Raw genomic sequence first — 25,085 nt, 5'->3', positions numbered from 1 at the left:
GAGCAGCAGGAGTGTCCGATCTTTGAGAACTCAACAGCGTGCACTTGTCAAATGCCAAATTTTACCTCGTCCGGTCTTTTTGATCGGGTTGAGATTCCTTTGGATCAAAGTCCAATCCTTTCGGGGGTTGGCGTATGGATATGTCAGTGATGGCATCCTTTTTGGTCAGTTCGAACTCGCTGGCATGGCTTTTTTCCGGTCATGTTTGGCTTTTTTCTTTTACGGAGAGTTTGATCCTGGCTCAGGATGAACGCTGGCGGCGTGCTTAACACATGCAAGTCGAACGGTGAAGCTGGAGCTTGCTCTGGTGGATCAGTGGCGAACGGGTGAGTAACACGTGAGCAATCTGCCCCTGACTCTGGGATAAGCGCTGGAAACGGTGTCTAATACTGGATATGAGCTATGACCGCATGGTTGTGGTTGGAAAGATTTTTCGGTTGGGGATGGGCTCGCGGCCTATCAGCTTGTTGGTGAGGTAATGGCTCACCAAGGCGTCGACGGGTAGCCGGCCTGAGAGGGTGACCGGCCACACTGGGACTGAGACACGGCCCAGACTCCTACGGGAGGCAGCAGTGGGGAATATTGCACAATGGGCGGAAGCCTGATGCAGCAACGCCGCGTGAGGGATGACGGCCTTCGGGTTGTAAACCTCTTTTAGCAGGGAAGAAGCGTGAGTGACGGTACCTGCAGAAAAAGCACCGGCTAACTACGTGCCAGCAGCCGCGGTAATACGTAGGGTGCAAGCGTTATCCGGAATTATTGGGCGTAAAGAGCTCGTAGGCGGTTTGTCGCGTCTGCTGTGAAATCCCGAGGCTCAACCTCGGGCCTGCAGTGGGTACGGGCAGACTAGAGTGCGGTAGGGGAGATTGGAATTCCTGGTGTAGCGGTGGAATGCGCAGATATCAGGAGGAACACCGATGGCGAAGGCAGATCTCTGGGCCGTAACTGACGCTGAGGAGCGAAAGGGTGGGGAGCAAACAGGCTTAGATACCCTGGTAGTCCACCCCGTAAACGTTGGGAACTAGTTGTGGGGTCCATTCCACGGATTCCGTGACGCAGCTAACGCATTAAGTTCCCCGCCTGGGGAGTACGGCCGCAAGGCTAAAACTCAAAGGAATTGACGGGGACCCGCACAAGCGGCGGAGCATGCGGATTAATTCGATGCAACGCGAAGAACCTTACCAAGGCTTGACATATAGAGGAAACGGCTAGAGATAGTCGCCCCGCAAGGTCTCTATACAGGTGGTGCATGGTTGTCGTCAGCTCGTGTCGTGAGATGTTGGGTTAAGTCCCGCAACGAGCGCAACCCTCGTTCTATGTTGCCAGCACGTTATGGTGGGAACTCATGGGATACTGCCGGGGTCAACTCGGAGGAAGGTGGGGATGACGTCAAATCATCATGCCCCTTATGTCTTGGGCTTCACGCATGCTACAATGGCCGGTACAAAGGGCTGCAATACCGTGAGGTGGAGCGAATCCCAAAAAGCCGGTCCCAGTTCGGATTGAGGTCTGCAACTCGACCTCATGAAGTCGGAGTCGCTAGTAATCGCAGATCAGCAACGCTGCGGTGAATACGTTCCCGGGTCTTGTACACACCGCCCGTCAAGTCATGAAAGTCGGTAACACCTGAAGCCGGTGGCCTAACCCTTGTGGAGGGAGCCGTCGAAGGTGGGATCGGTAATTAGGACTAAGTCGTAACAAGGTAGCCGTACCGGAAGGTGCGGCTGGATCACCTCCTTTCTAAGGAGCATCTGAGCCTCTTCGGGGGTTCCAGAACTCAGTACCATGCCGAATGTGTGTGGCTGGGGCTCATGGGTGGAACATTTGACATGCCATTGCTGATGCGTGGTGCTGCTAGTACGTCTTCTCTTCGGGGGGGGATTGGAAGGTGGTGTCGCGGGTTGGTGGTGGCTGCACGCTGTTGGGTCCTGAGGGACCGGGCGCTTGCCTTCCTTTGTGGGGGGTGGGGGTTCGTTGCTTCTGGGCCTTCTTCTGTTGCCGGCTGGTTTGCTGGTGGGGGAGGGGGTACCGCCCGTACTTTGAGAACTACACAGTGGACGCGAGCATCTTTGAATGCCTGGATTTTTTCCGGGTGTTCTTTTGATGATCTTAAAGATCATTAGTCAATTTTGTTTTGAGATTGACGATTCGAACTCATGTTTCAAGTCTTTAAGAGCAAACGGTGGATGCCTTGGCATCTGGAGCCGAAGAAGGACGTAGCAATCTGCGATAAGCCTCGGGGAGTGGATAAGCACACTGTGATCCGAGGGTGTCCGAATGGGGAAACCCCGCTGGGCGGCGTGCCGACCTAGTGACTCTCGTCTGAATATATAGGGCGGGTAGAGGGAACGTGGGGAAGTGAAACATCTCAGTACCCACAGGAAGAGAAAACAACCGTGATTCCGTGAGTAGTGGCGAGCGAAAGCGGATGAGGCTAAACCGAGTGCGTGTGATATCCGGCAGGAGTTGCGTGTTCGGGGTTGTGGGACTTTCCATACAGTTCTGCCGAGCTGTGAGCGTTACAAGAAGGTATAGACGAACCGCATTGAAAGGCGGGTCAGAGAGGGTGTGAACCCCGTAGTCGAAATGCTTCTCTTGGCGTGGTGAAGTATCCCAAGTAGCACGGGGCCCGAGAAATCCCGTGTGAATCTGTCAGGACCACCTGATAAGCCTAAATACTCCCAGATGACCGATAGCGGACAAGTACCGTGAGGGAAAGGTGAAAAGTACCCCGGGAGGGGAGTGAAATAGTACCTGAAACCGTTTGCTTACAAACCGTTGGAGCACCCTTGGTAGGTGTGACAGCGTGCCTTTTGAAGAATGAGCCTGCGAGTTAGCGATACGTGGCGAGGTTAACCCGTGTGGGGTAGCCGTAGCGAAAGCGAGTCTGAATAGGGCGAGTGAGTCGCGTGTCCTAGACCCGAAGCGAAGTGATCTATCCATGGCCAGGCTGAAGCGACGGTAAGACGTCGTGGAGGGCCGAACCCACTTAGGTTGAAAACTGAGGGGATGAGCTGTGGATAGGGGTGAAAGGCCAATCAAACTTCGTGATAGCTGGTTCTCTCCGAAATGCATTTAGGTGCAGCGTTGCGTGTTTCTTGCCGGAGGTAGAGCTACTGGATGGCCGATGGGCCCTACCAGGTTACTGACGTCAGCCAAACTCCGAATGCCGGTAAGTGAGAGCGCAGCAGTGAGACTGTGGGGGATAAGCTTCATAGTCGAGAGGGAAACAACCCAGACCACCAACTAAGGTCCCTAAGCGCGTGCTAAGTGGGAAAGGATGTGGAGTTGCTGTGACAACCAGGAGGTTGGCTTAGAAGCAGCCACCCTTGAAAGAGTGCGTAATAGCTCACTGGTCAAGTGATTCCGCGCCGACAATGTAGCGGGGCTCAAGCACGTCACCGAAGTTGTGGCATTGACATTTTTGGTAGGCCTTCGTGGTCCAGCCGTGTTGATGGGTAGGAGAGCGTCGTGTGGCCGGTGAAGCGGCGGGGTGACCCAGCCGTGGAGGCTACACGAGTGAGAATGCAGGCATGAGTAGCGAAAGACGTGTGAGAAACACGTCCTCCGAAAGACCAAGGGTTCCAGGGTCAAGCTAATCTTCCCTGGGTAAGTCGGGACCTAAGGCGAGGCCGACAGGCGTAGTCGATGGACAACGGGTTGATATTCCCGTACCGGCGAAGAACCGCCCAAGCTAATCCAGTGGTGCTAAACGCCCGAGCCTGAGCATCGTACCCTTCGGGGTGCACCGTTCAGGGGAGCGCGTGACCCCATGCTGGTGCGGTTAGCGTGTTAACAGGTGTGACGCAGGAAGGTAGCCCATCCCGGGCGATGGTTGTTCCCGGGGCAAGTGCGTAGGCCGGGTCATAGGCAAATCCGTGACCCTTACAGGCTGAGACACGATGCGGATGAAAAGTGGGTGATCCTCTGCTGCCAAGAAAAGCATCGACGCGAGGTTCTAGCCGCCCGTACCCCAAACCGACTCAGGTGGTCAGGTAGAGAATACCGAGGAGATCGAGAGAATCGTGGTTAAGGAACTCGGCAAAATGCCCCCGTAACTTCGGGAGAAGGGGGGCCATCCGCTTATACCAGCTTGCCTGGAAAAGGGTGTGGTGGCCGCAGAGACTAGTGGGTAGCGACTGTTTACTAAAAACACAGGTCCGTGCGAAGACGCAAGTCGATGTATACGGACTGACGCCTGCCCGGTGCTGGAAGGTTAAGAGGACCGGTTAGCCGTAAGGCGAAGCTGAGAATTTAAGCCCCAGTAAACGGCGGTGGTAACTATAACCATCCTAAGGTAGCGAAATTCCTTGTCGGGTAAGTTCCGACCTGCACGAATGGCGTAACGACTTCCCAACTGTCTCAACCGCGAACTCGGCGAAATTGCATTACGAGTAAAGATGCTCGTTACGCGCAGCAGGACGGAAAGACCCCGTGACCTTTACTACAGCTTGGTATTGGTGTTCGGTGTGGCTTGTGTAGGATAGGTGGGAGACTGTGAAGCATTCACGCTAGTGGGTGTGGAGTCGTTGTTGAAATACCACTCTGGTCACTCTGGATATCTAACTTCGGACCGTGATCCGGTTCAGGGACAGTGCCTGGTGGGTAGTTTAACTGGGGCGGTTGCCTCCCAAAGAGTAACGGAGGCGCCCAAAGGTTCCCTCAACCTGGTTGGCAATCAGGTGGCGAGTGTAAGTGCACAAGGGAGCTTGACTGTGAGACTGACAGGTCGAGCAGGGACGAAAGTCGGGACTAGTGATCCGGCAGTGGCTTGTGGAAGCGCTGTCGCTCAACGGATAAAAGGTACCTCGGGGATAACAGGCTGATCTTGCCCAAGAGTCCATATCGACGGCATGGTTTGGCACCTCGATGTCGGCTCGTCGCATCCTGGGGCTGGAGTAGGTCCCAAGGGTTGGGCTGTTCGCCCATTAAAGCGGTACGCGAGCTGGGTTTAGAACGTCGTGAGACAGTTCGGTCCCTATCCGCTGCGCGCGTAGGAAGTTTGAGAGGATCTGACCCTAGTACGAGAGGACCGGGTTGGACGAACCTCTGGTGTGCCAGTTGTTCCGCCAGGAGCACCGCTGGTTAGCTACGTTCGGGATGGATAACCGCTGAAAGCATCTAAGCGGGAAGCCGGCCTCAAGATGAGACTTCCATCCCCGTTTGGGGGAGAGGCTCCCAGCTAGACTACTGGGTTGATAGGCCGGGTGTGGAAGCACGGTAACGTGTGCAGCTGACCGGTACTAATAAGCCGATGACTTGATAACATTTTTTCGAATCTGTGATGGTTCGCGTCCACTGAGTGGTTCTCGATGTACGGTCGAGAACCCGCCCGCACCCTTCCTTGGGGTGTGTGCTTGGTTTTTGTGACACATCTATAGTGTTTCGGCGGCCATAGCGAGAGGGAAACGCCCGGTCCCATTCCGAACCCGGAAGCTAAGCCTCTCAGCGCCGATGGTACTGCAGGGGGGACCCTGTGGGAGAGTAGGACACCGCCGGACTTCTTTTACACGAAATGGCCACCCACTGACGGGTGGCCATTTCGCATTTCAGGGGTTCTTGCTGGATCGAAGGGATGCCGTGATGGCTGATCAAGACCGCCCGCGTGACGACCATAGTCCGCGCGAGAACAGATCCCCGCGGGGCGACAGAGATCGCCCGCGCGACGGCGCACGCGGCTCCCGCGACGGAGAGCGTCGCCCATACGAGAAGCGTGACGGTGAGCGCCGTCCCTATGAGAAGCGTGACGGCGAGCGCCGCCCGTACGAGAAGCGTGACGGCGACGCTCGGCGCCCGTCGCGTCCGCCGCAGGGGTCGGAGCGTCGCGGACCCGCGGCCCCCGAGATCCCCGAGGACGTCACGCCGCGCGACCTGGCCCCGCCGGCGCGCAACGAGCTGAAGACGCTCAGCAAGGAGAACGCCGACGAGGTCGCACGTCACCTCGCCATGGCCGCACGGCTCATCGCCGACGACCCGGCGCTCGCGCACGAGCACGCCCTCGCGGCATCGCGACGCGCCGGCCGCATCGCGGTCGTGCGCGAGACCGTGGCGATCACGGCCTACGCGATCGGCGACTTCGCGCTCGCTCTGCGCGAGCTGCGGACCTACCGCCGCATCTCCGGGCGCGACGACCAGATCGCCCTGATGGTCGACAGCGAGCGCGGAGTCGGACGCCCCGACCGCGCGCTCGAGGTCGGTCGTGCCGTCGATCGCGCGACCCTGCCCACCGAGGTGCGCGTGCACCTCGCCATCGCGATGTCGGGCGCCCGGCTCGACCTCGGCGAGAGCGAACGCGCGCTGCTCGAGCTCGACATCCCCGAGCTCGACCCCGATCGCGCCTACCCCTGGAGCCCCGCGCTGTTCTCTGCGCGTGCCGCCGTCCTCGAGGACCTCGGCCGCGACGCCGAGGCGGAGGAGTGGTACGCGCGCGCGGACATCGCCGCACGCGCCCTCGACGCCGTGGACGCCGATCGGGAGCTCATCGAGATCGACGAGATCGAGGAAGAGGACGTCGCGGACGAGACCGCGGAGGCGGGCGACGGCGAAGGAGCCGAGTGATGGCGCTGTTCCGACGCAGCCGGCCCGCACCGCTCGACGGGGTGGACGCCGTGCTCGCCGACCTCGACGGCGTCGTGTACGCGGGCGACGGCGCGCTGCCGTACGCGATCGAGAGCCTGCTGCGCGCGGGCGAGACCCGCCGGCTCGGCTACATCACGAACAACGCGTCGCGTCGCGACGCCGTGGTCGCCGAGCACCTGCGCGCGCTCGGACTGGCCGACACGGCCCCGAGCGACGTCATCACGAGCCCGCAGGCGGCGATGCGACTGCTGCGCGATCGGGTCCCCGCGGGCGCGACGCTGCTGATCGTCGGCGGCGACGGCCTCGTCTTCGAGGCGGAGAAGGCCGGCTACCGGATCACCCGCTCGGCCGAGGACGCGCCCGCCGCCGTCGTGCAGGGCTTCGCCCCCGAGGTCGGCTGGGCGCAGCTCGCCGAGGCCGCCTATGCCCTCGCCCTGCCCGAGGACGAGGGCGGCATCCCGTGGATCGCGACCAACACCGACTGGACGATCCCGCAGTCGCGCGGCGTCGCTCCGGGCAACGGCACGCTCGTGTCCGCCGTGCACACCGCCGTCGGGCGGCTCGCCACGGTCGCGGGCAAGCCCGAGCGGCCGATCTTCGACGAGGCCGTCGCCCGGTTCGGCGCGCGCACGCCGCTGTTCATCGGCGACCGGCTCGACACCGACATCGCGGGGGCCCAGGCCGCCGGCATCCCTTCGGCGCTCGTGCTCACCGGGATCGACCGGCCCAAGCACGTGCTCGCGGCCCCCTCGCACTCGCGCCCCGCCTTCATCCTCGGCGACCTGCGCGAGCTGCACGAGCCCTACCCCGAGACGGTCGTCGACGGCGACGTGACGAAGGTCGGCGGCGCGGCCGTGCGCATCGACGGGCCCGACGTCCACATCCTGAAGGAGGGCGACCGCCCGATCGACCTGGTGCGCGCGGGCGCCGCGGCGATCTGGGCGACCGGACGCCAGATCTTCGGGTTCCGCGTGCCGGAGCGCCTCTACGCCGATCCGTTCCATAGACGCTGAGCCCGCCGCGACGCGTATCGTGGAGGACATGTCAACCCGCGATGAGAGACACGAGGACCTGCTGTCTGCTCTCGAGGTGATCGAGCAGCAGCCGCTCGACGAGCGTGCGCCCGCCTACGCCGCGCTGCACGACGAGCTCTCCCGGCGGCTGGCGGAGAGCCCGCGCGACGCGACCTCATGACCGCGCGCCTCGACGTCGCGCTCGCCGCGCAGGGCCTCGCGCGATCGCGCACGCACGCCCGGCAGCTGATCGCCGACGGCCTCGTGACGGTCGACGGGCGCGGCATCGTCAAGCCGTCGACGCCCGTCGCCGTCGACGCCGTGCTCGCCGTGGCCTCCGCCGACCACTACGTGAGCCGTGCCGCGCACAAGCTCGTCGCCGCCCTCGACGCGTTCGGGATCCCCGTGACCGGACGGCTCGCGCTCGACCTGGGCGCGTCGACGGGCGGCTTCACCCAGGTGCTCCGCGAGCGCGGCGCCGAGCCCGTGATCGCCCTCGACGTGGGGCACGGGCAGCTCGCCCCGCAGATCGCCGCGGACACGGGCGTGATCGTCGTCGAGGGCAGCAACGTGCGCGACCTCACGCCCGCGAGCCTCGCGGCGCAGTCCGGCATCCCGCGGCGCCCCTCGATCGTGACCGCCGACCTGTCGTTCATCTCGGTGACGTTCGCCTTCGCGCCCGTCGTCGACGTCGCGGCCGACGACGCCGACGTCGTGGTGCTCATCAAGCCGCAGTTCGAGGTCGGCCGCACGGGCGTGCGCGAGGGCGTCGTGACCGATCCCGGCCTGCGGGCGGATGCCGTGGCCTCGGCGCTGTGGTCGGCGTGGGACGCCGGGCTCGGCGTGCACGGGTTCCTCGCCTCGCCGATCGTCGGCACCCACGGCAACGCCGAGTTCCTCGCGCACCTGCGCCGGCGGATCGGCGACAGCGGCAATCCGTCAGAATGGGGAGACACCGTGAACCGACTGGCGGGAGAACGATGACCGGCGCCGCACGCAACATCCTGGTCGTCGCGCACGCGCACCGCACCGAGACGGTCGACGCGGCGCGCCGCGTGATCGCGGTGCTGCACGAGGCGGGCGCCACGCCCGTCGTGCCCACCGACGACCCGGCGCTCCTGGAGGCCCTCGGCGAGGTCCCCGCCGTCGCGCTGGGCGAGACGATCGCCCCCGCCGACATCGAGCTGACGATCGTGCTCGGCGGCGACGGCACCATCCTGCGGGCCGCGGAGCTCGTGCGCGGCGCAGCCGTGCCCATCCTCGGCATCAACATGGGCCACGTGGGCTTTCTCGCCGAGATCGAGGCCGACGTGCTCGACGACGCGATCCGCCGCGTGATCGCCCGCGACTACGAGGTCGAGGAGCGGATGACCCTGCGCGTGCGGGTGAAGGACGACGCGGGCGAGGTGCTCTACGAGACCTGGGCGCTCAACGAGGCCACGGTCGAGAAGGCGGAGCGCGAGCGCATGCTCGAGGTGATCGTCGCGATCGACGGGCGACCGCTGTCGACCTTCGGCTGCGACGGCATGGTCGTCGCGACGCCGACCGGTTCGACCGCCTACGGGTTCTCGGCGGGCGGACCCGTCATCTGGCCGACGGTCGAGGCGATCGAGGTCGTGCCGCTCTCGGCGCACGCGCTGTTCGCGCGGCCGCTCGTGGTCGCGCCCGAGGCCCCCGTCGTCGTCGAGGTGCTGGGACGCACCGGCGGGCGGGCGATCCTCTGGTGCGACGGGCGCCGATCGCACGACGTGCCGCCGGGCGGACGCGTCGTCGTGCGGCGCTCCGCGGAGCCCGTGCGCCTCGCGCGGCTGCACCCGTCGCCGTTCAGCGAGCGCCTCGTGCGCAAGTTCCGGCTGCCGGTCGCCGGCTGGCGCGGCCCGGTCGCGGAGGACGCCGAGTGATCGAGGAGATCCGGCTGCGTGACCTCGGCGTCATCGCGCAGGCCACGCTGCCGATCGGCCCCGGCTTCACCGCCGTCACGGGCGAGACCGGCGCGGGCAAGACCATGGTCGTCACGGGGCTCGGGCTGCTGCTCGGGCAGCGCGCCGACTCGGGCGCCGTGCGCGCGGGCGCGGCGCAGGCCGCCGTCGAGGGCGTGTGGATCGTGCCGGATGCCGGTGCCGTCGCCGAGCGCGTCGGCGACGCGGGCGGCGACCTCGAGCCCCTCGGCGACGGCCGGGCGGAGCTGTACCTCGGACGCACGCTGTCGGCCGAGGGACGCAGCCGGGCGACCGTCGGCGGACGCACCGCTCCCGTCGGCGTGCTCTCCGACCTCGCCGACGACCTCGTCGTCGTGCACGGCCAGTCGGAGCAGCTGCGCCTGCGCTCGCAGGCCGCGCAGCGCGACGCGCTCGACCGGTTCGGCGGCACCGAACTGCTGGACGCGGCCGAGCGGTACCGCGCGGCGTTCGCGCGCGCTCGGCGCATCGCCGAGGAGCTGGAGACGCTGACCGCCGAACGCGAGAGCCGGCGCAGCGAGGCCGACGACCTGCGCGCCGCGCTCGCCGACATCGAGCGCGTGGACCCGCAGCCGGGGGAGGACGTCGAGCTCGCCCGGCGCGCCGAGAGGCTCGCGGGCGTCGAGGAGCTGCGCCTCGCGGCGGCGACCGCGCACGCGGCGCTGTCGAGCGACGACGACCAGCCCGACGCGCAGGCCCTGCTCGGCCATGCGCGCCGGGCCCTGGAACGCGCGGCGGGCAGCGACGCCGCTCTCGCCGCGCACGCCCGCGCGCTCGAGGACCTCGGCTACCGCGTGTCGGACCTGGCCGCGGAGCTGAGCGGCTACCTCGCCGACCTCGACGAGCTGGGACCGCACGAGCTCGCGGCCGTCGAGGAGCGCCGCGCGGCGCTGAACGGCCTCGTCCGCGCGCACGGGTCGCTGGACGCGGCCCTGCAGCTGCGCGACAGCGGCGCGCAGCGCCTCGCCGACCTCGACGACGACGCCGACCGCGTCGACCGGCTCACCGCGGAGCGCCGCGCGGCCGACGAGGAGCTGGACGCGCACGCCGCCGCGCTCACCGCGGCGCGGCGCGGCGCGGCCGCACGCCTCGGCGAGGCGGTGACCGTCGAGCTGCGCGAGCTGGCGCTGCCCGATGCGCGGGTCGAGGTCACGGTCGAGCCGGGCGCCGAGAGCGCGCACGGGCGCGACGAGATCACGATCCTGCTCGCGCCGCACCCCGGCGCGGCGCCCCGCCCGGTCGCGCGCGGCGCCTCCGGGGGAGAGCTGAGCCGCGTCATGCTCGCGATCGAGGTCGTGCTGGCGGGCGCCGACCCCGTGCCGACCTTCGTCTTCGACGAGGTGGACGCCGGCATCGGGGGAGCGGCGGCGATCGAGGTCGGCCGCCGGCTCAAGCGCCTCGCCTCCGCCAGCCAGGTCATCGCCGTGACGCACCTCGCCCAGGTCGCCGCGTTCGCGAACAACCACCTGAACGTCGTGAAGTCGAGCGACGGCTCCGTGACGGCGTCCAGCGTGCAGCGCCTCGAGGGCCCCCAGCGCGAGGCCGAGATGGCGCGGCTGCTGTCGGGCATGCCCGACAGCGACGTCGCGCTCGAGCACGCGCGCGAGCTGCTCGCCCTGGGTGCAGGAGGCTGAGAGCGGATGCCTGCGAGGCCGCGCGCCCTCAGCGTGCCCGGGGCGGGGCGATCGAGTCGCGCACGACGACCGGCATGCCGACGCGGTGCGGGCCGAGCGGCCGGTCGCCGAGCAGCATCTCGACGCCGTGGCGCGCCATCTCCTCGTAGGGGAGCCGTGCCGTCGTCAGGCCCGGGCGCATGTACCCGGTGAGCACCTCGTCGTCGAACGAGGCGACGGAGACGTCGTCGGGGATGCGCAGGCCGAGGCTCGCGAGCGCCTGATAGACGCCGAACGCCACGCTGTCGTTGCTCGCGAGGATCGCCGTGACGTCGGGATGCGCGGTCATCGTGCGCACCGTGGTCTCGTAGCCGAGCGTCGGGAACCACTCGTCGATGCGCGTGATGATCGGCCGCACGCCGGCGGCCGCGAACGCGTCGCCCATGCCCGCGAAGCGCGCCTCGATCGTGACCGAGATCGCGGGGTCGGAGACGTCGGCCGTCAGGGCGCCGACGACGGCGATGCGCCGGTGCCCGGCATCGGTGAGGAGCCGCGCCATCGCGTGCCCGGCCTCGCGCTCGTCGGGCAGCACGCTGGCGTGGCCCGCGCCGGACTCGCCGTTGACGATGACGATGGGGAGGTTCGCGGGCGCGGGCGGCAGCTCGACGCGGCGTGCGCGCATGAGGCCGACGATCATCCCGTCGACGCGCCGGTCGAGCATGAGCTGGAAGGACGACGCCAGCCGGTCGTGGTCGCCGTTCGCCTCCGCGATGAGCACGGAGTGGTCGCGTGCCGCGCCCGCCTCGAGCGCGCCGCTGATCATGCCGGAGGCGAAGCGCGTGATCGTCACCTCGTCGGACACGAAGCCGAGCGTGCGCGTGCGGCCCCAGCGCAGGCTCTGCGCCGCGGGGTTGGGCCGGTAGCCGAGCTCCTCGGCCGCCGCGCGCACCCGCTCGGCCGCCTCGGGCGAGAGCCGCGAGCCGGGACGGTCGTTGAGGATGAGGCTCACCGCGGACTTGGACATGCCCGACAGCGCCGCGACGTCGGCGAGCGTCGGCCGTCGGCCCGACGAAGGGGACATGTCGACCTCCCTCGACTCGCCCTGAACCTCCGATGCTAGCCAGCCCGCCCGCATCCCGCGAAAGTCCTTGACAGCGTTCTCCCAGGATTGCTACCGTGTCGGGAGCTAAATGCTTTTAGCACCCTCGTCTCAACACAGACGACAACCTGCGACAACGGTGTGGACAGGAGACAACGTGGCAGAGCTATCTCGCCGGGCGATGCTCGGACTGATCGGGCTGGGGGTCGTGGGCACGGCGATATCGTGGCCGCGGCTCACGGGTGGAGACATCCCCGGCCGCGGCGACGACGCGCTGACCGTCGCCCTCTTCGGCACGGCGCAGGACGCCGCCGCACGCCAGGAGCTCGTCGCGGGCTTCCAGCGTCTGCACCCCGGCATCCCCGTGCGCATCGTCGCGATCCAGGGACAGGACTGGAGCAGCTACTTCGCCAAGATCCTCACGATGGTCGCGGCGGGCACGCCGCCGGACGTCGTCACGGTCGCGACCGAGGGCACGCAGCTGTTCGCCTCGCGCATGGCGTACCCCATCGACGAGTACGTGCAGCGCGACGCCGCCGAGATGCAGGACTACTTCGACGACGTGCACCCCTCGCTCGTCGAGGCGTTCCTGTACAAGGGCAATCTGTTCCAGCTGCCCGACAACTTCAACGCCGCGAACGTCTACTACAACACCTCGGCGCTGGAGCGCGCCGGCCTCGAGCGCCCGAGCGACAACTGGACGCTCGACGACTTCTTCGACGTCGCGCGCAAGATGAAGAGCTCGGCCTCGGGCAACTTCCTGCCGTACTTCTGGAACAACCGCCTCTGGGGCGGCGTCGTGCCCTGGCTGTACGTCAACGACACGAGCTTCCTCACCGAGGAGAAGGCGTCGGGCGGCGACTGGCTGTGGAAGCAGTTCTACCCGAACGAGACCCCGCGCGGCGGCGGCTACCTGTGGGAGAACGCCGACGCGCTCAACGACCGCACGATCGAGAGCTTCTCGGCGCTGCAGCAGATGGTCGGCGAAGGGCTCGCGGCCAATCCCGCACAGGGCGGCGGCAACGAGCTGGTCGCCCTGTTCGCCCGCGGATCGGTGGGCATGACGCCCGCCGGCGGGTTCTGGGTGCAGGGCCTGAAGGACGCCGGCTTCGCGAACGAGGACTACGACGTGACGTTCTTCCCCAAGATGCGCAGCCAGCGGCACCAGTTCGGCGCCGGCGGCTACGCCATCATGCAGACGTCGCAGCGCAAGGACGAGGCGTGGGAGTGGCTCAAGTACTGCGTGTCGGTCGAGGGCATGAGCATCGCGCACCAGAAGCCCGACTCGTCGCTGCCCCGCCGCACGCTCAACGACCAGCTCTACGGCGCCGGCGTCGGCCCCAAGAACTGGCAGGTGTTCTACGACACGCTCGACAAGTTCCCCACGACCGGGCCCATGCCCGCCCCGCCCCAGCAGGCGGCCGTCGAGTCGGCGCTCATCAAGAACGTCGTCTCGACCATCACGAACGGACCCGACGGGGTCAGGCGCGGCCTGGAGACCATGCAGCGCGATCTCGAGCTCGCACTGAGGGGGCGCTGATGTCCACCACCACCGTTGCTCCCACGACGCGAGCACTGAAGAACCCGAACGGCGCCGGCGACGTCGGCGGCAACAAGGGCAACCGGCTGCTCATCTGGGTCTTCCTCGCGCCCACCGTGATCGGCCTCGGCCTGTTCGCGTTCCTGCCGATCATCGGCTCGGTCGTGCTGGCCTTCTTCCGCTGGGACATCATCACGGCCCCCGAGTTCGCCGGCGTCGACAACTTCGTCGAGCTCGCGACCAACCCGACCGTGCGGGTCTCGTTCCTCAACACGATCGGCTTCGTCGTCGTCGCGGTGATCGTGCAGCTCGTCGTCGCGCTGGGTCTCGCGATCCTCGTGCAGTCGAAGATGCCGAACTGGCTGCGCACGTTCTTCCGGTCGGCGCTGTTCTTCCCGCTCATCCTGTCGGCCGCGTCGGTCTCCCTCGTGATGGCCTACCTGTTCAACCAGGAGTTCGGCCTCGTCAACGAGTTCCTCGCCTTCATCGGCGTCGGCAAGGTCGGCTGGCTGACGACGGGCTTCGGCGCGAAGATCGTCGTGCTGCTCGTGTACGTGTGGCAGAACTTCGGCTTCACGTTCCTGCTGTTCATCGGCGGCATCGCGGCCATCCCCAAGGAGGTGTACGAGGCCTCGTCGCTCGACGGCGCGACCGGCTGGACGCAGTTCCGCCAGATCACGCTGCCGCTCGTGAGCCCGACGATGCTCGTGGCATCCGTCATGGCGATCATCAGCGCCCTGCAGATCTTCGACCAGCCCTACGTGCTCACGCGCGGCGGTCCCGGCGACGAGACCCGCACGGCGGTCATGGTGATCTACGAATCCGCGTTCCAGCAGCTCGACTTCGGCGGCGCATCCGCCATCGGCGTCGTGCTGACCCTTCTGATCATGCTGGTCACGGGTCTCCAGTTCCAGCTCAGCAAGCGTTTCGTCTTCTACGGGTGAGGTCGGCCGATGTCCATCGAAGCAGTTGAAACCCGCTCGCCGCTGCGCGGGCTCGCCAGCGTCGGCAAGTACGCCGTCCTCGCCGTCGCCACCTTCCTCACGCTCGGTCCCGTCGTCTGGACGCTCATCACGGCGCTGACGCCGTCGGACGTCGAGACGCACACGACGACGTTCGGCCTCGCGGCCTTCGCCGACGTGTTCGACAAGATCCCCGTGTGGCTGTACACGTGGAACAGCGCGCTCGTGACGCTGCTCGTCGCGATCGGGCAGATGCTGAGCGCGGCCATGGCCGGCTACGTCTTCGCACGGTTCGAGTTCCGCAGCAAGAAGCTGCTGTTCGCGCTCATCCTCGCCACGATGATGGTGCCGATGCAGGTCACGATCGTGCCCGTGTTCATGCTCATCCGCGGCATGGGACTGGCCGACACGCTGCTCGCGCTCATCATCCCGGCGCTGCCCACGGCGTTCGGCACGTTCCTCATGCGGCAGTACTTCATGGGCCTGCCCACGGAGTTCGCCGAGGCCGCGCAGATCGACGGCGCGGGCCCGTGGAAGGTGTTCTTCAGCATCTACCTGCCGCTGGCCACGCCGGGCCTCGCGATCGTCGGCATCCTCGCGTTCAACTACCATTGGAACGAGTTCTTCCGGCCGCTGATCATGACCATCAGCGATCAGAACTTCACTCTTCCACTGGGTCTCGTGACGCTCCAGGGCAACCTGGGAACGGGGAGTGTCTCCACGGTGCTCGCGGGCGTCGTGATCTCGATGATCCCCGCCCTGCTGGTGTTCATCTTCGGGCAGAAGCCTCTGCGCGAGGGCCTGACCGCCGGCGCCGGCAAGTGATCGCCACCGGCACGGAGACCCCGGGCACGTGGACGTAGAGCGGGCATACGCAGCGGAAAGGACGGCATGCACTTCGCCTCGCGGCGCAACTGGCTGAACGACCCCAACGGGCTCGTCTTCCACCGGGGGCGCTACCACCTCTTCTTCCAGTACAACCCCTACGGGATCGACCACGGGCACATGAGCTGGGGCCACGCCTCCAGCACCGACCTCGTGAACTGGCAGGAGCACCCGGTCGCCCTCCTCGAGAACGACCGCGCGCAGATCTACTCGGGCTCGGCGGTCATCGACGAGACCGGCAGCGCGGGGTTCGGCACCGGCCCGGACCCCGCGCTCGTGGCGATCTACACGGCGCACGATCACGCGGTGCGGCACGAGGCGCAGGCGATCGCGTACAGCCTCGACGACGGCGAGACCTGGGCGGAGTACGAGGGCAACCCCGTCGTCGACCGGTCGTCCGCCGACTTCCGCGACCCGAAGGTCATCCGCTACGCCGGTGCCGCGGGCGAACACTGGGTCATGGTGGCGGTCGAGGCGATGGACCGCGAGGTCGTCCTCTACCGCTCCGACGACCTGCGGTCGTGGGAGTACCTGTCGTCGTACGGGCCGCGCGGCGCGGTCGGCGGGGTGTGGGAGTGCCCCGACCTGTTCCCGCTCGCGGTCGACGGCGATCCCGCCGACACGCGCTGGGTGCTCGTCATCAGCCTGAGCCCCGGCGGCGTCGCGGGCGGCTCGGGCACGCAGTACGTGGTCGGCCGGTTCGACGGCGTGACCTTCGTCCCCGACGAGCCGGCCCCCGAGGAGCTCGAGGCCGGCCCCCACGACCGCGACGAGCTCGAGCGCTTCGACTGGCTCGACTACGGGCGCGACTGCTACGCCGGCGTGACCTTCGCCGGCCTGCCCGACGAGGAGCGCACCCTCATCGCGTGGATGAGCAACTGGGACTACGCCAAGAACATGCCCTATGACGAGGAGGCGCCGCAGCGCGGCCGCATGACGCTCGCGCGCCGGCTCTCGCTCGTGACGCGCGACGGGCGGCCGCAGCTGGCGCAGGAGGCGATCGGCCCGCGCGTCGCGCCGGTCGCGACGGTGTCGGCGCTCCGGTTCGGAGAGCAGGCCGCGGCGCTCGACGTCGAGATCCCCGAGGCGTGCCGCATCGACGTGCGCGCGCGGCTCGACGGCGCGCACGGGCTCGCGCTGACCCTCGGGTCGGATGCCGGGAACGCGGTCACGCTGTTCTACGACGCGCACGACAGCCGCGTGCGGCTCGACCGGCGCACGGCGGTGCCCGAGCACTGGCCCGCCGACTTCCGCAGCGTCGAGTCGATGCCGGTGCGCGGGGGAGACCTCGTCGAGTGGACGCTGTGGGTCGACCGTGGGTCGCTCGAGCTGTTCGCCGACGGCGGGACCCGCGCGTTCACCAACCTGACGGGCGTGCAGGCCGGCCCGCACGCGTGGGTGCACGCGCTCGGCGGCGCGGCGCACCTCGAGGAGTTCATCGTGTCAGCCCCGCTCTCGGAGCCGGGCTGATAGCATGAAAGCCCGTGACGGACACTTCTCGCGCGGGCCACTCCAACGACACCACCAAGCACATCTTCGTGACTGGTGGTGTCGTCTCGTCTCTCGGCAAGGGCCTCACCGCCGCGAGCCTCGGCAACCTGCTCACGGCGCGGGGGCTCCGCGTCGTGATGCAGAAGCTCGACCCGTACCTCAACGTCGACCCGGGGACGATGAACCCGTTCCAGCACGGCGAGGTCTTCATCACCGACGACGGCGCCGAGACCGACCTCGACATCGGGCACTACGAGCGCTTCCTCGACATCGAGCTGTCGGCAGCGGCGAACGTCACGACCGGCCAGGTGTACTCGCAGGTCATCGCGCGCGAGCGCCGCGGCGAGTACCTCGGCGACACCGTGCAGGTCATCCCGCACATCACCGACGAGATCAAGCGCCGCATGCGACTGCAGGCCGACGAGACGCCGAGGCCCGACGTCATCATCACCGAGATCGGCGGCACCGTCGGCGACATCGAGTCGCAGCCGTTCATCGAGTCGGCGCGCCAGATCCGCCACGAGCTGGGCCGCGGCAACGTGTTCTTCGTGCACGTCTCGCTCGTGCCGTTCATGGGCGCGTCGGGCGAGCAGAAGACCAAGCCGACGCAGCACTCCGTCGCCGCGCTGCGCTCGATCGGCATCCAGCCCGACGCGCTCGTGCTGCGCAGCGACCGGCCCGTCACCGACGCGAACAAGCGCAAGATCGCGCTGATGTGCGACGTCGACGAGGATGCCGTGGTCAACGCCATCGACGTCCCCTCGATCTACGACATTCCCAGCATGCTCAACGAGCAGGGACTCGACGCGTACATCGTGCAGGCACTCGGCCTGACCTCGGCGTCCGAGGTGGACTGGACGCGGTGGAACCGCGTGCTGCAGGCCGTGCACAACCCCAAGCACGAGGTGACGATCGGCCTCGTCGGCAAGTACATCGACCTGCCCGACGCCTACCTCTCGGTCACCGAGGCGCTCAAGGCCGGCGGGTTCGCGCAGGAGACCAAGGTGCAGGTCACGTGGATCCCCTCCGACACGTGCGAGACGCCCGAGGGCGCCGAGAAGGCCCTCGCGGGCCTCGACGGCATCATCGTGCCGGGCGGCTTCGGCATCCGCGGCATCGAGGGCAAGCTCGGCGCGCTGCGCTTCGCGCGCGAGCAGGGCATCCCCGCGCTCGGCATCTGCCTGGGACTGCAGTGCATGGTCATCGAGTACGCGCGCAACGTCGCGGGCATCGAGGGCGCGTCGTCGAGCGAGTTCGACCCCGAGACGCCGCACCCCGTCATCGCGACGATGGCCGAGCAGGTCGACATCATCGACCACGGCGACCTGGGCGGCACGATGCGGCTCGGGCTGTACGAGGCCGAGCTCGCCGAGGGGTCGCTCGCCGCCGAGCTGTACGGCTCGACGCGCGCGTCGGAGCGGCACCGTCACCGCTACGAGGTCAACAACGCCTACCGCGACCGCATCGCCGCGGCCGGCCTGCGCTTCTCGGGGCTGTCGCCCGCGCACGGCCTGGTCGAGTACGTCGAGCTGCCGCGCGACGTGCACCCGTTCTACATCGCGACGCAGGCGCACCCCGAGCTGCGCTCGCGACCGACCGAGGCCAACCCGCTGTTCCGCGGGCTCATCGCGGCGGCGCTCGACCGCCACCGCGCCAGCGAGCTGTTCGACGTGGACAATGACTGAGATCCGCGATGAGAGCGTCGACGTCGAGATCGTCGACTCCGCGCTCGTCTACGAGGGCCGCGTGTGGGACGTGCGCAGCGACACGTTCCGCTACGGCGACGACGAGATCGTGCGCCAGTACGTCGACCACCCCGGCGCGGCCGCCGTCGTCGCGATCGACGACCGGCAGCGCGTCGCGGTGATCCAGCAGTACCGGCATCCGATCCGCATGCGCGACTGGGAGATCCCCGCCGGGCTGCTCGACGTCGAGGGGGAGCCGCCCCTGGAGACGGCGCGGCGCGAGCTCGCCGAGGAGATCGACCTCGTCGCGGGCACGATCGAGCCGCTCCTCAGCATCTTCACGACGCCCGGCGGCAACGACGAGGTCGTGCACATCTTCCTCGCCCGCGACCTGTCGCCCGCGCCCGAGACGCATGCGCGCGAGCACGAGGAGGCCGACATCCGCCTCGAATGGCTGCCGCTGGCCGTCGTCGTCGACGCCGTGCTCGCCGGCCGCATGCGCAACGGCATCCTCGTGGCGGGCGTGCTCGCCGCGGCGGAGCGGCTGCGGCGCTGACGTGCGGCTCGATCGCGCCGTGGACGGCTATCTGCGGCACATCTCGATCGAGCGGGGCCTGTCGGAGCACACGGTCGCGGCGTACCGGCGCGACCTCGCCGGCTACGTCGAGTGGCTCGCCGAGCGCGGGATCGACGACACCGATGACGTGACGGCGGAGCGGGTGGCCGAGTTCGTCGCGACGCGGGCGGCCGCGCAGCCGCCGCCCGCCGCGACGTCGCTCGCCCGGCTGCAGTCGTCGGTGCGCGGCCTGCACCGCTTCCTCGTGCGCGAGGAGGCGGCGACCGACGACCCGACCGCACGCCTGCGCCCCCCGAAGACGCCGCAGCGGCTGCCGAAGGCGCTCACGATCGACCAGGTGACGTCGCTGCTGGACGCCGCGGGCCCCGAGCCCGGCGCCGTCGCCGAGACCGACGTCGTCGGCCTGCGCGATCGCGCCCTGCTCGAGCTGCTCTACGCGACCGGCGCGCGCGTGTCGGAGGTCGTGCAGCTCGACGTCGACGACCTCGCGCACGGCGACGTGCTGCGCGTGCGCGGCAAGGGCTCGAAGGAGCGCATCGTGCCCGTCGGGTCGTTCGCGCGCGCCGCCGTCGACGCCTATCTCGCGCGCGCCCGGCCCGAGCTCTCGCGGCGCGGCCGAGCGACGCCGCGGCTCTTCCTCGGCGCGCGCGGCGCGCCGCTGTCGCGGCAGAGCGCGTGGCTCGTGATCCGCGCGGCCGCCGAGCGCGCGGGGCTGACCGCGCACGTGTCGCCGCACACCCTGCGGCACTCGTTCGCGACGCACCTGCTGCAGGGCGGCGCCGACGTGCGCGTCGTGCAGGAGCTGCTGGGGCACGCCTCGGTCGCCACGACGCAGATCTACACGCACGTCACCGCCGACGCGCTACGCGACGTCTACCTCACCGCCCACCCGCGCGCCCGCTGAGGGGCAACCCCGGCGGACGGTCAGGGAGAACCCGGGGATCGGCGATGTCATCCTTTTGGGGGACGCGGGTCAGGAAAGGGCAGCCTTAGGGTGGAAGGACACAGCCCCGAGGAGTCTCTCATGCGCCGCCCCGTCCCCCTCATCGCCGTCGCAGCCGCGTCGCTGCTCGTCCTCACCGCCTGTTCCGGCGACAGCAAGGCCCCCTCGACCGACGACTGGCAGAACTCTCCGCTCAACCAGTACCTCTCGTCGGCGTGGGGCGGCGACCTCTCCGAGGAGGAGCAGCAGCGCAAGTTCACCGAGGAGCAGAACAAGATCCAGGAGCTCGTCGCCGCCTGCATGACCGAGGAGGGCTTCGAGTACACGCCGTTCGACCAGAGCGCGTCCATCTCGTTCGGCAGCAGCGAGGAGTGGAACCCCGAGTCGAAGGAGTGGGTGGCGCAGTGGGGGTACGGCGCCGTCAACTGGCCCGGCAAGACCGAGATGAACGAGCCCGTCGACGAGAGCGAGATGCCCGTCGACCCCAACCAGGAGTACGTGGAGTCGCTCTCGGAGTCGGAGCAGACGGCCTACTGGGAGGCGCTGCACGGCAAGGGCCCCACCGAGGACGAGCTGAACGAGGACGGCTCGTACGAGTGGAACTGGGAGACCGCCGGCTGCTACGGCGCCGCGCAGCACGAGGTCTACGGCGAGCAGAACGTGTGGGAGGACGAGCAGTTCGCCGACCTCAACGAGGCCATGAGCCAGATGTGGAGCGACATCGAGAACGATCCGCGCATCGTCGAGCTCGATGCGGAGTGGGCCGCGTGCATGGCCGATGCCGGCCACAGCGGGTTCACGAAGCAGTTCGACGCGCAGCAGTCCATCTACGACGAGATGAACAAGTTCTGGGAGGAGGGCGGCCCGCAGTGGGACGACTCCCTCACCGAGGAGGAGAACGCGAAGATCTTCGAGGACTTCAACAAGGAGATCGAGAAGCAGATGGAGCCGCTCGCCGAGAAGGAGGTCGAGCTCGCCCTCGCCGACCTGGAGTGCCGCGAGAAGACCGACTACCGCGGCGAGCAGATGAAGATCCAGTTCGCCATCGAGGAGCAGTTCATCGCCGACCACAAGACGGAGCTCGAGGCGTTCAAGGCTGCCGCGGAGCAGCGCGGCTGACGTGCGCAGGAAGGGCGAGGACGCGGTCGAGCCGGAGGCCACGAGCACCGGGAGCGCGGGCGAGGACACGTCGTGGGACGAGCTCGTCGACGCCGGGGAGGACGCCGGCGACGACGAGGGCGCCGCGGATGCCGGCGACCTGTCCCGCGTCTCCGGGTGGCGCCGCATCTTCCGCGGCAACCGCACGCTGTGGATCGTCGCCCTCGTCGCGATCGTGGCGCTCGTCGCCGGCCTGCTCATCGGGACGTTCGTCATCTCCGGCGCCGACCGGAACCAGGACGTGCCCGATGCCGGCCTCGTGACGGTGCCCGTCGAGTACGGCGAGCTCACCAACGACGTCACGATCCGCGCCGACGTCGGCTACGCCGACGCGGTCGACGTCACGCTCGACACGTCGTCGGTGGGCGGCGCGGCGATCGTCACGGGGCAGGTGCCCGAGATCGGGGCCGAGCTGGGCGCCCTGTCCGTCGCGCTGGAGGTCACGGGACGCCCCGTCATCGTGCTGCCCGGAGAGCTGCCCGCCTACCGCACGCTGCGGTTCGGCGTCTCGGGACCCGACGTCGCGCAGCTCAAGCAGGCGCTGCTCGCCGTCGGCATCGACCCCGGCGACGCCGCCTCCGACGTCTTCGACCAGTCCACCGCCGACGCCATCGGGCGGCTCTACGCCTCGGTCGGCTATCCGGCGCCGCCGTCGCCCGAGGGCGCGGAGGACGCGTATCGCGCGGCGCAGGACGGCGTGCGATCCGCGGAGGACGGCCTCGCCTCGGCCCGCCAGCAGCTGGACCGGGCGGGATCGGGGCCCGACCCCGTGCAGGTGCTGGAGGCCGACAACCGCATCGCGAGCCTGCAGCGCCAGATCGCCCGCGCGCGTGCGGAGGCGCCCGACACGGTCCCCGACCTCGAGGGCGACCTCGCGGTCGCGCAGCTGCAGCGCGAGCAGCTCTTCGCCGGCGTCGACACGAGCGCCGAGCAGGCGATGGTCGACTCCGCGCACCAGCAGGTGACGGCCGCCTACGAGAACCTCGAGCGCGCCCGGCAGGAGGTGCAGCCCTACCTGCCGTCGAGCGAGGTGCTCTACCTCACCGAGCTGCCGCGGCGCGTCGACGACGTGCGGGTGACGCGCGGGAGCACGCTGTCGGGCGCGGCGATGACCGTGTCGGGTGCCGCCGTGCGCCTCACCGGCGGGGCCGCCGAGGCCGACGCGCGGCTGCTCGCGGTCGGCACCGAGGGCGTGTTCGAGCTCGCCGACGGCACGGAGCACATCGCGACGATCACCGAGGTGACGCCCGGCAAGGACTCGTCGGCCCGCTGGCAGATCCTCATGGAGCCGCAGCCGCTCGCCCCCGAGCAGATCGGACAGCTGCAGGGCTCGAACGTGCGCGTGCGCATCTCGGTGGGCGCCACCGAGGGCGACGTGCTGTCCGTGCCGCTCGCGGCGCTGTCGGCCGGGCCCGGCGGCGAGTCTCGCGTCGAGGTCGTCGAGGGCGATCCCCGCGACGGAGCCGCGGCGAAGACGCGCCTCGTCGTCGTGGAGCCCGGTCTCGCGGCGCGCGGCGTCGTCGAGGTCACGCCGGTCGACGGCGAGCTGGCGGAAGGCGATCTCGTGGTGGTCGGGCGGTGACGGCGTCCCTGGTCGAGCTGCGCGACCTGACCCGCTCCTTTCCGGGGCCCCCGGAGGTGCAGGCGCTCAAGGCCGCGAACCTCACGATCGCGGCGGGCGACTACCTGTGCATCGTCGGCCCGAGCGGATCGGGCAAGTCGACGCTGCTCAACATCCTCGGGCTGCTCGACCGGCCGAGCGTGGGGGAGTACCGGCTCGACGGCGAGCTCACGTCGGAGCTCTCCGAGGACGAGCGGGCGGCCGTGCGCGCGCGGTTCATCGGCTTCGTCTTCCAGTCGTTCCACCTGATGGCGCGGCGCACCGTGCTCGACAACGTGCTCATGCCCATGCTCTACAGCGGCGTGCCGCGTCGGGAGCGCGAGCCCCGGGCCCGCGACGCGCTGCAGCGCGTGGGGCTCGGGCACCGCATCGACTTCCTCCCGGGCTCGCTGTCAGGCGGCGAGCGGCAGCGCGTCGCGGTCGCGCGCGCCGTCGTGTCGGGCCCGCAGCTGCTGCTCGCCGACGAGCCCACCGGCAACCTCGACCAGCGCACGTCGGGCGAGGTGATGGACCTCTTCGAGGAGCTCAACGCCGACGGGCTCACGCTCGCGATCATCACGCACGACACCGCGGTCGCGCAGCGCGCGCACCGCCGCATCCAGATCAACGACGGCCGCCTGAGCGAGCTGACATGAGGTGGTGGCCCCCGCGCCGTCGCACGAAGACTGCCGATGACGCGCAGCAGCCGGAGACGGGCGCCGCCGCGCTCGTGAAGCCCGTGCCGCGCGCCGACCGGTTCACGTTCCAGGACCTCGTCGCGGAGGCCACGGCCGACATCGGCTCGCGTCCCTCGCGGCTCGTCATGACGACGCTCGGCACCGTGCTCGGCATCGGCTCCCTCGTCGCCACGATCGGCTTCGCGCAGACGGCGGCGGGGCAGATCGCGAGCCAGTTCAACGCCGCCGCCGCGACGCAGGTCGTCGTGACGCCGCAGGAGGCGCAGGGCCGCGGGGGGCAGAGCGCCGCCGTGGGCCGGCTGCCGTGGGACGCGCCCGAGCGCATGATGCGTCTCGCCGGCGTCGAGGACGCCACGCTCATGGCCGACGTGCCGCTCGGCGGCGAGTCGATCACCGCCGTGCCCGTCAACGACCCGTCGCAGCCTGCGCAGGCCTCGCCCGCGCTCGTCGCCGCGTCGGCGGGCCTGCTCGACACGGTCACCGCCGAGGTGCAGACGGGGCGCTTCTTCGACGAGGGGCACGACGAGCGCGGCGACCGCGTGGCCGTGCTCGGCGCGCGCGCCGCCGAACGGCTCGGCATCAACCGCGTCGACAGCCAGCCGTCGATCTTCATCGCCGGCATCGCCTACGCCGTCATCGGCATCGTCGACGGGTTCGAGAACCGCGCAGACCTGCGGGACGCCGTGATCATCCCCGTCGGCGCGGGGCGGCTCGACTTCGGGCTGGGCGCCCCCGCCGAGCTGCGGGCGCGCATCGTCGTGGGCGCGGGGCCGCAGGTCGCCGACCAGGCCCTGCTCGCCCTGGCCCCCGGCGAGCCCGACTCGCTCAGGGCGCGCGCGCCCGCGGCATCCAGCGATCTGAGCCAGAACGTGCAGGCCGACGTCAACGTCGTCTTCCTCGTGCTCGGCGGCATCGCCCTGCTCGCGGGCGGGCTCGGCATCGCCAACGTCACGCTGCTGTCGGTCATGGAGCGCATCGGCGAGATCGGGCTGCGGCGCGCGCTCGGCGCGACCCGACGTCAGATCGCCGCCCAGTTCATGGTCGAGTCGATCGTCATCGGCCTGCTCGGCGGGCTCATCGGCGCCTCGCTCGGCGTGCTCGCCGTGATCGTCGTCGCCGCCGTGCAGCAGTGGACGCCCGTGCTCAATCCCGTGATCGCGATCGGCGGCGCGCTGCTCGGAGCCGTCGTGGGCTGGGCCGCGGGCTGGTACCCGGCGCGGCGCGCGGCACGGATCGAGCCCGTCACGGCCCTGCGTGGCGGAACCTGATCGCCGGACGCGCTGA

The 25,085-nt window shown here is 68.5% G+C and carries 18 protein-coding genes and 3 rRNA genes; 20 read left to right on the top strand and 1 reads right to left on the bottom strand.

What is annotated here, in order from left to right:
* The first annotated feature begins 218 nt into the window (after positions 1–218).
* The 9 genes from AOA12_RS13960 to recN all read left to right on the top strand — a co-directional run bounded on the left by AOA12_RS13960 (position 219) and on the right by recN (position 11,184).
* Positions 219–1,740: ribosomal RNA gene (locus tag AOA12_RS13960) — 16S ribosomal RNA — on the top strand.
* A 419-nt stretch (positions 1,741–2,159) separates the two neighbouring features.
* A 23S ribosomal RNA gene (locus AOA12_RS13955) occupies positions 2,160–5,267 on the top strand.
* Positions 5,268–5,384: 117 nt separating this feature from the next.
* Positions 5,385–5,501 (top strand): 5S ribosomal RNA (rrf, locus tag AOA12_RS13950).
* The 16S, 23S and 5S rRNA genes sit together here, the layout of an rRNA operon.
* Positions 5,502–5,583: 82 nt before the next feature.
* Positions 5,584–6,558 carry a hypothetical protein gene (locus AOA12_RS23875; protein WP_231637091.1) on the top strand — a complete coding sequence of 325 codons (975 nt, stop codon included), beginning with the start codon at positions 5,584–5,586 and terminating at the stop codon, positions 6,556–6,558.
* Positions 6,558–7,592 (top strand): HAD-IIA family hydrolase, encoded by a 1,035-nt coding sequence (locus AOA12_RS13940; protein ID WP_054683818.1) that lies wholly within the window; start codon positions 6,558–6,560, stop codon positions 7,590–7,592. The genes AOA12_RS23875 and AOA12_RS13940 overlap by 1 nt, the downstream gene beginning before the upstream one ends.
* Positions 7,593–7,620: 28 nt before the next feature.
* Positions 7,621–7,773 (top strand): hypothetical protein, encoded by a 153-nt coding sequence (locus AOA12_RS23640; protein ID WP_197280931.1) that lies wholly within the window; start codon positions 7,621–7,623, stop codon positions 7,771–7,773.
* A complete protein-coding gene (locus AOA12_RS13935; RefSeq protein WP_054683816.1) occupies positions 7,770–8,576 on the top strand; it encodes a TlyA family RNA methyltransferase in 807 nt (268 codons plus the stop codon). Before AOA12_RS23640 ends, AOA12_RS13935 begins: the two co-directional genes overlap by 4 nt.
* Positions 8,573–9,493, top strand: coding sequence for an NAD kinase (locus AOA12_RS13930; RefSeq protein ID WP_054683814.1), 921 nt, complete (start codon positions 8,573–8,575; stop codon positions 9,491–9,493). Before AOA12_RS13935 ends, AOA12_RS13930 begins: the two co-directional genes overlap by 4 nt.
* The gene (recN, locus tag AOA12_RS13925; RefSeq protein WP_054683811.1) at positions 9,490–11,184 is read left to right on the top strand and encodes a DNA repair protein RecN; all 1,695 of its coding nucleotides are present in this window, start codon (positions 9,490–9,492) and stop codon (positions 11,182–11,184) included. The genes AOA12_RS13930 and recN overlap by 4 nt, the downstream gene beginning before the upstream one ends.
* A gap of 28 nt (positions 11,185–11,212) precedes the next feature.
* Here the strand turns inward: recN and AOA12_RS13920 are convergent, their stop codons facing one another.
* Positions 11,213–12,244 carry a LacI family DNA-binding transcriptional regulator gene (locus tag AOA12_RS13920; RefSeq protein ID WP_054683808.1) on the bottom strand — a complete coding sequence of 344 codons (1,032 nt, stop codon included), beginning with the start codon at positions 12,242–12,244 and terminating at the stop codon, positions 11,213–11,215.
* 175 nt (positions 12,245–12,419) lie between these two features.
* Between AOA12_RS13920 and AOA12_RS13915 the strand changes: the two genes are divergently transcribed.
* From AOA12_RS13915 to AOA12_RS13865, 11 genes are all read left to right on the top strand, one after another.
* Positions 12,420–13,802 carry an ABC transporter substrate-binding protein gene (locus AOA12_RS13915; RefSeq protein WP_231637090.1) on the top strand — a complete coding sequence of 461 codons (1,383 nt, stop codon included), beginning with the start codon at positions 12,420–12,422 and terminating at the stop codon, positions 13,800–13,802.
* Positions 13,802–14,746 (top strand): carbohydrate ABC transporter permease, encoded by a 945-nt coding sequence (locus AOA12_RS13910; protein WP_082406268.1) that lies wholly within the window; start codon positions 13,802–13,804, stop codon positions 14,744–14,746. The genes AOA12_RS13915 and AOA12_RS13910 overlap by 1 nt, the downstream gene beginning before the upstream one ends.
* 9 nt (positions 14,747–14,755) lie before the next feature.
* Positions 14,756–15,589 (top strand): carbohydrate ABC transporter permease, encoded by an 834-nt coding sequence (locus AOA12_RS13905; RefSeq protein ID WP_054683799.1) that lies wholly within the window; start codon positions 14,756–14,758, stop codon positions 15,587–15,589.
* A gap of 66 nt (positions 15,590–15,655) precedes the next feature.
* Entirely contained in the window at positions 15,656–17,119 is a 1,464-nt protein-coding gene (locus tag AOA12_RS13900; RefSeq protein ID WP_054683797.1) for a glycoside hydrolase family 32 protein, read from the top strand.
* 14 nt (positions 17,120–17,133) lie between these two features.
* Positions 17,134–18,825, top strand: coding sequence for a CTP synthase (locus AOA12_RS13895; protein ID WP_054683794.1), 1,692 nt, complete (start codon positions 17,134–17,136; stop codon positions 18,823–18,825).
* The gene (locus AOA12_RS13890) at positions 18,818–19,381 is read left to right on the top strand and encodes an NUDIX domain-containing protein (protein WP_054683790.1); all 564 of its coding nucleotides are present in this window, start codon (positions 18,818–18,820) and stop codon (positions 19,379–19,381) included. The genes AOA12_RS13895 and AOA12_RS13890 overlap by 8 nt, the downstream gene beginning before the upstream one ends.
* A 1-nt stretch (position 19,382) precedes the next feature.
* Positions 19,383–20,306: a site-specific tyrosine recombinase XerD gene (xerD, locus tag AOA12_RS13885; RefSeq protein WP_054683787.1), complete on the top strand. Its 924-nt coding sequence runs from the start codon at positions 19,383–19,385 to the stop codon at positions 20,304–20,306.
* 120 nt (positions 20,307–20,426) lie between these two features.
* Complete coding sequence (locus AOA12_RS13880) at positions 20,427–21,464, top strand: hypothetical protein (protein ID WP_054683785.1); 1,038 nt, start codon at positions 20,427–20,429, stop codon at positions 21,462–21,464.
* Between the two features lies 1 nt (position 21,465).
* Positions 21,466–23,085 carry a hypothetical protein gene (locus AOA12_RS13875; protein WP_054683782.1) on the top strand — a complete coding sequence of 540 codons (1,620 nt, stop codon included), beginning with the start codon at positions 21,466–21,468 and terminating at the stop codon, positions 23,083–23,085.
* Positions 23,082–23,759, top strand: coding sequence for an ABC transporter ATP-binding protein (locus AOA12_RS13870; protein WP_054683779.1), 678 nt, complete (start codon positions 23,082–23,084; stop codon positions 23,757–23,759). Before AOA12_RS13875 ends, AOA12_RS13870 begins: the two co-directional genes overlap by 4 nt.
* On the top strand, positions 23,756–25,069 hold the full coding sequence (locus tag AOA12_RS13865; RefSeq protein WP_082406267.1) for an ABC transporter permease: 1,314 nt from the start codon (positions 23,756–23,758) through the stop codon (positions 25,067–25,069). The genes AOA12_RS13870 and AOA12_RS13865 overlap by 4 nt, the downstream gene beginning before the upstream one ends.
* The last annotated feature ends 16 nt before the right edge of the window (positions 25,070–25,085 follow it).

This window comes from Microbacterium sp. No. 7, assembly GCF_001314225.1.
Lineage (GTDB): Bacteria > Actinomycetota > Actinomycetes > Actinomycetales > Microbacteriaceae > Microbacterium.
Note: the sequence above shows the minus strand (reverse complement) of the source record. Positions and strands in the feature narration are given on the sequence as shown.

Excerpts from the sequence above, each read along its gene's own strand:
- AOA12_RS23875 (WP_231637091.1), top strand. The coding sequence starts at position 5,584 with ATGGCTGATCAAGACCGCCCGCGTGACGACCATAGTCCGCGCGAGAAC.
- AOA12_RS13880 (WP_054683785.1), top strand. The coding sequence starts at position 20,427 with ATGCGCCGCCCCGTCCCCCTCATCGCCGTCGCAGCCGCGTCGCTGCTC.
- AOA12_RS13930 (WP_054683814.1), top strand. The coding sequence starts at position 8,573 with ATGACCGGCGCCGCACGCAACATCCTGGTCGTCGCGCACGCGCACCGC.
- AOA12_RS13935 (WP_054683816.1), top strand. The coding sequence starts at position 7,770 with ATGACCGCGCGCCTCGACGTCGCGCTCGCCGCGCAGGGCCTCGCGCGA.
- AOA12_RS13920 (WP_054683808.1), bottom strand. The coding sequence starts at position 12,244 with ATGTCCCCTTCGTCGGGCCGACGGCCGACGCTCGCCGACGTCGCGGCG.
- AOA12_RS13940 (WP_054683818.1), top strand. The coding sequence starts at position 6,558 with ATGGCGCTGTTCCGACGCAGCCGGCCCGCACCGCTCGACGGGGTGGAC.
- AOA12_RS13905 (WP_054683799.1), top strand. The coding sequence starts at position 14,756 with ATGTCCATCGAAGCAGTTGAAACCCGCTCGCCGCTGCGCGGGCTCGCC.
- AOA12_RS13900 (WP_054683797.1), top strand. The coding sequence starts at position 15,656 with ATGCACTTCGCCTCGCGGCGCAACTGGCTGAACGACCCCAACGGGCTC.
- AOA12_RS13910 (WP_082406268.1), top strand. The coding sequence starts at position 13,802 with ATGTCCACCACCACCGTTGCTCCCACGACGCGAGCACTGAAGAACCCG.
- AOA12_RS23640 (WP_197280931.1), top strand. The coding sequence starts at position 7,621 with ATGTCAACCCGCGATGAGAGACACGAGGACCTGCTGTCTGCTCTCGAG.
- AOA12_RS13890 (WP_054683790.1), top strand. The coding sequence starts at position 18,818 with ATGACTGAGATCCGCGATGAGAGCGTCGACGTCGAGATCGTCGACTCC.
- AOA12_RS13865 (WP_082406267.1), top strand. The coding sequence starts at position 23,756 with ATGAGGTGGTGGCCCCCGCGCCGTCGCACGAAGACTGCCGATGACGCG.